This window comes from Bifidobacterium rousetti, assembly GCF_008698235.1.
GTDB classification, from domain to species: domain Bacteria; phylum Actinomycetota; class Actinomycetes; order Actinomycetales; family Bifidobacteriaceae; genus Bifidobacterium; species Bifidobacterium rousetti.
In genome coordinates, this window is the sequence record NZ_PEBH01000003.1 from 152,459 (window position 1) to 159,603 (window position 7,145).

Consider the following 7,145-nt stretch of genomic DNA (forward strand, 5'->3'; position numbering starts at 1 on the left):
GCGCCGATGGCGAACGCGGTAAGGTGGGGCGTGGAACCATGCATGCGAACCATGCATGCCAAGCACTCAAGCATCGAAGGAGTACAAGAAGATGGCTGAAGAACGCACCGCCTACGGATGGGGTCTGGCCAGCATCGACGCTGCCGGGAACACCCTTGACGTGTGGTACCCGTCACTGACGCTGGGGGACGCGCCGGCCGAGGCCGACCGCCCGAACCACGATTTCGGCGTGCTCGCGCACGACGAGGCCGACGCCCGTGGCGTGCGCCGCGTGCCGGTCTTCACCGTGACCGACCTCGACGCGCCGATCGCCACCGCCGGCGACGCCTATCTCAAGCTGCACCTGATGAGCATGCGCCTCGCCAAGCCGAACACCCTCAATCTGGACGGCATCTTCGCCCACCTCGCCAACGTCGTGTGGACCAACTACGGCCCGTTCGCCGTCGAGGACTTCAATCTGAGGAAGGCCGACGTCGAGGCCGCAGCGACCGCCGCCGCCCAGTCGTTCGCCGCGAACGCCGGCCTGCCCGCCGCCGCGCCGGCGACGACGGTGAATGTGTTCGGCGTCGACAAGTTCCCGCGCATGATCGACTACGTCACGCCCACCGGCGTGCGCATCGGCGACGCCGACCGCGTGCGCCTCGGCGCGTACCTGTCCGAGGGCACGACCGTCATGCACGCCGGCTTCGTGAACTTCAACGCCGGCACGCTCGGCGTCTCGATGGTCGAGGGCCGCGTCTCGCAGGGCGTGGTCGTCGGCAACGGCTCCGACATCGGCGGCGGCGCCTCGATCATGGGCACCCTCTCCGGCGGCGGCAAGCTGCGGAACTCCATCGGCGAGCACTCACTGCTCGGCGCGAACGCCGGCATCGGCATCTCGCTGGGCGACAACTGCGTCGTCGAGGCGGGCCTGTACGTCACGGCCGGCACGAAGGTCACCATCTGGGACAAGGCCAAGGCCGCCGCGGGCGAGCCGCTCGAGATCGTCAAGGGCGCGGACCTGTCCGGCAAGGACAACATCCTGTTCATCCGCAACTCGGTGACGGGCCGCATCGAGGCCCGCTACCGCAAGACCGGCATCGAGCTGAACGAGAAGCTGCACAAGAACTAGTCTCCGCCCCGGTCTTCTCCTGCCGCGGCTCCTCTTGTCAGGGGAGCTGGACCGCGAAGCGGGACTGGGGGGTAGTCATGAGGGATAGTCTGACTGCGAATTCATGATGGCATGATGAAGGGCGATTCCGCGGGGAATCGCCCTTCATCATGCATCGACCCGACTCAGCGCTCGTCCATCGGCACGTAGTCGCGTTCGGTCGCGCCGGTGTAGACCTGACGCGGACGGCCGATCTTGGTGTTGGGGTCGGCCAGCATCTCACGGTACTGGGCGATCCAGCCGGGGATGCGCCCGAGCGCGAACAGCGTGGTGAACATCGCCGGGTCGAAGCCGATCGCACGGTAGATGAGGCCGGTGTAGAAGTCGACGTTCGGGTAGAGGTGGCGCGAGACGAAGTAGTCGTCGCTCAGCGCGATCGACTCCAACTCGGTGGCCACGTCGAACAGCGCGCGCTCGTCGGCCGGCAGCTTCGACGTGTCCTCGCGCTCCATGATCTTCTCCAGATACTGCTTGGCGATGGCCGCGCGCGGATCGTACGACTTGTACACGCGGTGGCCGAGGCCGGAGATGCGCTGGCCGTTGGCCTTGGCGTCCTCGACGAACTCGCGCACCGACTTGCCGGAGTCGCGGATCGCCTTGAGCTGGCGCAGCACGGCCTCGTTCGCGCCGCCGTGCAGCGGGCCGGACAGGGCGTTGACGCCGGCTGCGACTGCGGAATAGAGGTTCGCGTGGGCCGACCCGGCGATGCGCACCACGGAGGTGGAGCAGTTCTGCTCGTGATCGGCGTGGATGATGAGCAGTCGGCCGAGTGCGTGCACGTACAGCGGATCGGACTCGAACGGCTCGTAGGGCACGGCGAAGCACATGCGCAGGAAGTCGTCGACGTAGCCACGCGCGTAGTCGGGGTAGAGCATCGGCTCGTCACGGCGACGGCGGAAGATGTACGACACGATCGTGCGGACCTTCGCCATGATGATGATCGCGGACTCGTCGAGCTGGTCGGAGTCGTTGATGTCGGTGGTGTCCGGGTAGAAGGTGGCGAGCGCATTGATCGCGGAGGCGAGCACGCTCATCGGGTGCGCGGTGCGCGGGAACGAACCCATGAACGTGCGGAAGTCCTCCCCCACCATCGTACGGTGGTTGATGTCGGAGACGAATTTGTCGTACTGCTCATGGTTGGGCAGCTCGCCGTGGCGCAGGAGCCACGCGACCTCGAGGAAGTCGGACTGGTCGCACAGCTGCTCGATCGGGTAGCCGCGGTATCGCAGGATCGAATGCTGGCCGTCGATGTACGTGATCTTCGACTCGCACTGGGCAGTGGTGAGGAAGCCTGGGTCGAGCGTGACCCATCCGTCGTTGCGCAGCTTGGAGACCACGATGCCGTTCGGTCCGGCCGTGGCCTCCACCAACGGCAAGGTGTATTTGCTGTCGTCCACGTTCAGCTGTGCTGTGGCCATGGGATACCTCGTTCCTGTTCCAAAGTGTTGCCGGTCACATTAGACCGCTTGTGTTACCGCCACAGGTTTCGTGGTCGATACGCGGGACGATACGGAAGACGTCGAAAACGTCGGGAAACATCGAAGCCGGCGTGCGCCCCATCGTAACAAGATGGGATGCGCGCCGGCTTCGGGCGTCTCAAAACGAAGTGAGCGGCGTCACAGTGACTGCCACAGCGACTGACACAGCGACTGACACAGCGACGACGCGTTCGGCGGTTACTCGCGCGTCGTGAGGATGATCGGGCCGTCCTCGGTGATCGCGATCGTGTGCTCGGAGTGGGCGCCGCGCGAACCGTCCTCGGAGCGCAGGGTCCAGCCGTCCTTCGGGTCCTGGTAGATCTCGTCGGTGGTCTTGAGGAACCACGGTTCGATGGCGATGACCAGACCCGGACGCAGCTTGTAGCCGTGGTGGGCCTTGCCGTCGTTCGGCACATGCGGGTCGCCGTGCATGATGTGGCCGACGCCGTGGCCGCCGAACTCGAGGTTGATCGGGTAGCCGTACTCGCGGGCGATGTCGCCGATCGTGCTGGACACGTCGCCCAGACGGTTGCCGGGCTGAGCGGCCTCGATGCCGGCGGCGAGCGCCTCCTCGGTGCACTTGATCAGACGCAGGTCCTCGGGATCCTGGTCCTTGCCGACCACGAAGCTGATGGCGGAGTCGCCCACCCAGCCGTCGACGCTGATCGCGAGGTCGAGGGAGACGAGGTCGCCGTCCTTGAGGTTGTAGTCGTACGGCACGCCGTGCAGCACCGCGTCGTTGACGGAGGTGCAGATGTAGTGCGCGAACGGGCCGGTGCCGAAGTCGGGCGCGTAGTCGACGTAGCAGGATTCGGCGCCCTTGCGGTCGACGATCTTCTTGTGCACGAACTCGTCGATGTCGAGCAGGTTGGTGCCGACCTTCGTGTATTCCTTCAGCTCGCGCAGGATGGAGCCGACGAAACGGCCGGCGGGCTTCATCTCCTCGATCTCGCGAGGGGTCTTCAGTTCGATCATGGGACTCTTTCTACCTTGTGACGGGCCTATCAAGACTCGTTCTCAATACGCTCCCACGATAGTGCGTCACCTCGTCATTCACCGTCATCCACTGTCATGCGCTCCGGCGATTCAGCGGTTCTTCGGCAGGCGGCCGAACTTGAAGCCACGCACGATGGCGGAGACGCCCATCACCACCAGCGCGCAACCGCCGAAGATGACGAGCCACACTGTCGAGGTGACCGGGGAGAGCAGCACCACGAAGCCGGCGACGATCGAGATGACCGCGTAGAGCACGGCCCAGCCGGAGCTCGGCAGCCTCCACGATTCGACGAGCGCCATGAAGCCCTCGAGCATCCATCCGAGGCCGACCGTCATCGTGACGAGAACGGCCAGGGTCTGCCCTGACAGGGCCGAGTTCTTGAGGACGACGACGCCGCCGACCGCGAGCAGCACGCCGACGAGGATGTCGAGGATGCGCCAGCCGGCGGGCAATCCAAGTTCGACGATGGCGGTGACGACGCGGGTGACGCCGGAGACGATGAAGTAGACGCCGAGCAGCACCGCCGCGACCTGCAGGGTGATGCCGGGCCAGATCAGCAGAGCCAGACCGAGGACGATGGCGGCCACGCCGATGATGGCGTAGGTGGCGCGCACCCAGTTCTTGGTGCGCTGCGGCAGCATGCTCTCGATGAGCTTGAACGGATCGAGCGGCTGGCGGGCGGACTGGCCGAACGGACTTTGCTGGCCGGGGTTCTGGCCGGGGTTCTGGGTCCACTGGCCGTGCTGGTTCTGGCCCGCGAACGGGTTGGCGTACGGGTCGCCGTTCTGCCCGGCCTGCGGCTGGCCATAGCCGTACGGCCCCTGACCGGGATTCGCTCCGGCATACTGGCCGTACTGCGGAGCCCGCTGCTGACCCTGCGGACCGGCGCCCGGCGCGTACTGGCCGTATTCGGGCTGGTTCTGGTTCGGATTCGGATTCGGGTTATTCGGATTGAAGTCCGTCATGATGACCTCCTTGCTTGGGCACATCCCGCTGGGCGTATCCGCCGCATTCACGGTGTCTCGCCCCACAACCTAAGTCTAGGCACCTTGTCTAATTCACACCATCAACAAAACAAGACACCTTGCCCAAATACATGGATACATCGCCGTCCCGAGGCAACGACACAGATCTGGTCCGACGGGGTCGGGCAACCCGCATGCGCACGATGGGTGTGCCATGCCCGCCGTTCCACTCCATCCGGGGGACTCAGCGCAGAAATCGCGAGAAACCACATCGAGTCCCCCGAATCCGCGGGACTCAACGCGATTACAGCAGAAACCGACACCGAGTCCCACATCACGGACACACCCCAAGCACCAGCCACGCAACCATCCGCCGAACACGAACCGGAAATCATTGAAATTCCGCCATTCTTGAACAACACCAACGGAACGCACCCGGTCCGATACCGGCATGAACAGGCGTCATCAAGGGACTCAGCACGAAAATCGCAAGAAACCACGCTGGAACCCCCGAATCTGCGGGACTCAGCAACGAAAACAGCTACAACCGCGCTGAATCCCACACAAGCGACGAGATGACACGGCTCTGCCGACAATTCCCCACCCATCACCCACCGTCACGCCTACGCCGGCTGCTTCGTTCGGCATCGAATGGCAGGGCCATTCCCTGACACGGCGGACCTAGGTCTGTAGGTCTCCAAGTCTCTGCCTTCGCACCCTCCACAGTCAGCTTCGCTGACAGCCCCTCATCAAAGAGGCTTCGAAGGCTACAACCAGCAGGATCATCCCCGTGCGCGCGGGGCGAACGTACTCGTCACGAGGCTTGCCGTAGAAGAGGCACCAGCCAAGCCACTGTCGGAGTTCGTCGTCGGCGATGAATGGCCCCTGCTCTTCCACGGAGAAAAAAGGTGCGTTGAACGCACTGGCGTAGGTGTCGAGAAGCTCCCCGACGGATATGCCCTCGTCGTTCTCGCAGAACTTCTTGAAAAGCGGGTCAACCATTTAACGCATCCTCTAATGCTGCTGATTAGTCTAGACGATTGGGGGAACCATTTCTGGATGTGTCTCCACTCCTGTGGGTTGGTGATCTGTGCGGCCGTCATTTCGGCCCAAGCTTCGGCGGCGGATCATCCCCGCGTGTGCGGGGCAAACGATACCGGTGGGGTGGTGGCATGGACCAAGCCCGGATCATCCCCGCGTGTGCGGGGCAAACGGATTCCGAGCGATCGTAGCGCCCAGAATCCCCGGATCATCCCCGCGCGTGCGGGGCGAACTTGTGTCATGCAACTAGGTTAGCGCCACGCCAAGGATCATCCCCGCGTGTGCGGGGCGAACCACCGCCGGCGAGCCGCTTGACACGTCCACGGCGGATCATCCCCGCGTGTGCGGGGCGAACGCGCTCACCGCGGCCGCCGGGGTAGTCGCGATCGGATCATCCCCGCGTGTGCGGGGCGAACGCGGCCCGCGCTGTCGGAGGCGTCGCCGAACGCGGATCATCCCCGCGTGTGCGGGGCGAACTACGGCGAGCTGAGCCACATCGAATCCGACGCCGGATCATCCCCGCGTGTGCGGGGCGAACTTCACGTCCACCGGCCAGAGCATCGCCTCGTTCGGATCATCCCCGCGTGTGCAGGGCGAACGGTGACGCCGTCGATGGTGACGGTGCGTGGGCCGGATCATCCCCGCGTGTGCGGGGCGAACACTCAGATCGACCCGAAGACCGGCACCCTGACCGGATCATCCCCGCGTGTGCGGGGCGAACTTGGAGGGTGGGCATGCCGATTCGGTCGAGCCAGGATCATCCCCGCGTGTGCGGGGCGAACGTCTGGTTCGGGGTGGAGGGGTGGGGCTTGGCCGGATCATCCCCGCGTGTGCGGGGCGAACTCCGCCTCCGCCGAGTCCGCCATACGCCGTGCCGGATCATCCCCGCGTGTGCGGGGCGAACACGGTGGATGGCGAGTGGATGCCGAGCGCGCTCGGATCATCCCCGCGTGTGCGGGGCGAACGTGTTGCCGTCCTTGGTGATGGTGGCGGTGGCCGGATCATCCCCGCGTGTGCGGGGCGAACGACAAGCCGACCGATTGGGCCGTGTTCGACGGCGGATCATCCCCGCGTGTGCGGGGCGAACGTCGGCGAGGCCGGCGCCAAACCGCAGCTGCACGGATCATCCCCGCGTGTGCGGGGCGAACCGGCTGCAGGATGGGTGGCACGGATGTGAGGCCGGATCATCCCCGCGTGTGCGGGGCGAACGACAACTACCTCGAATTCGACGTGCGCAGCATCGGATCATCCCCGCGTGTGCGGGGCGAACGAACATGGAGGAATCATGGCTATCGGCCCCATCGGATCATCCCCGCGTGTGCGGGGCGAACCTCCACGTCATCGACTGCAACCGCGCCGGCCTGGGATCATCCCCGCGTGTGCGGGGCGAACCGGGTGACGGTCCCTGGCGGGCACTCCGGTGACGGATCATCCCCGCGTGTGCGGGGCGAACGACGGCAACGGCCAGTACTACGGCGGCGGCTACGGATCATCCCCGCGTGTGCGGGGCGAAC

Annotated in this window: 5 protein-coding genes and 1 CRISPR repeat array (1 of these 6 cut by a window edge); of the genes, 1 reads left to right on the forward strand and 4 read right to left on the reverse strand. The window is 65.4% G+C overall.

Features of this window, described 5'->3' with window-relative positions:
• Positions 1-91: 91 nt before the first annotated feature.
• Positions 92-1,111 (forward strand): 2,3,4,5-tetrahydropyridine-2,6-dicarboxylate N-succinyltransferase, encoded by a 1,020-nt coding sequence (dapD, locus tag CSQ85_RS05130; RefSeq protein WP_150383155.1) that lies wholly within the window; start codon positions 92-94, stop codon positions 1,109-1,111.
• Positions 1,112-1,275: 164 nt separating this feature from the next.
• Here dapD and CSQ85_RS05135 read toward each other — a convergent pair whose 3' ends face one another.
• The 4 genes from CSQ85_RS05135 to CSQ85_RS05150 form a co-directional block, all read right to left on the reverse strand.
• Positions 1,276-2,568 carry a citrate synthase gene (locus tag CSQ85_RS05135; protein WP_107041337.1) on the reverse strand — a complete coding sequence of 431 codons (1,293 nt, stop codon included), beginning with the start codon at positions 2,566-2,568 and terminating at the stop codon, positions 1,276-1,278.
• 258 nt (positions 2,569-2,826) lie between these two features.
• Positions 2,827-3,603 carry a type I methionyl aminopeptidase gene (gene map / locus CSQ85_RS05140; protein WP_107041336.1) on the reverse strand — a complete coding sequence of 259 codons (777 nt, stop codon included), beginning with the start codon at positions 3,601-3,603 and terminating at the stop codon, positions 2,827-2,829.
• A 111-nt stretch (positions 3,604-3,714) separates the two neighbouring features.
• A complete protein-coding gene (locus CSQ85_RS05145) occupies positions 3,715-4,590 on the reverse strand; it encodes an HdeD family acid-resistance protein (RefSeq protein ID WP_150383156.1) in 876 nt (291 codons plus the stop codon).
• Between the two features lie 726 nt (positions 4,591-5,316).
• Entirely contained in the window at positions 5,317-5,592 is a 276-nt protein-coding gene (locus CSQ85_RS05150) for a hypothetical protein (RefSeq protein ID WP_107041334.1), read from the reverse strand.
• Positions 5,593-5,713: 121 nt separating this feature from the next.
• A CRISPR array of direct repeats spans positions 5,714-7,145; the repeat unit is 29 nt; unit sequence CGGATCATCCCCGCGTGTGCGGGGCGAAC; it runs 331 nt beyond the window's last position.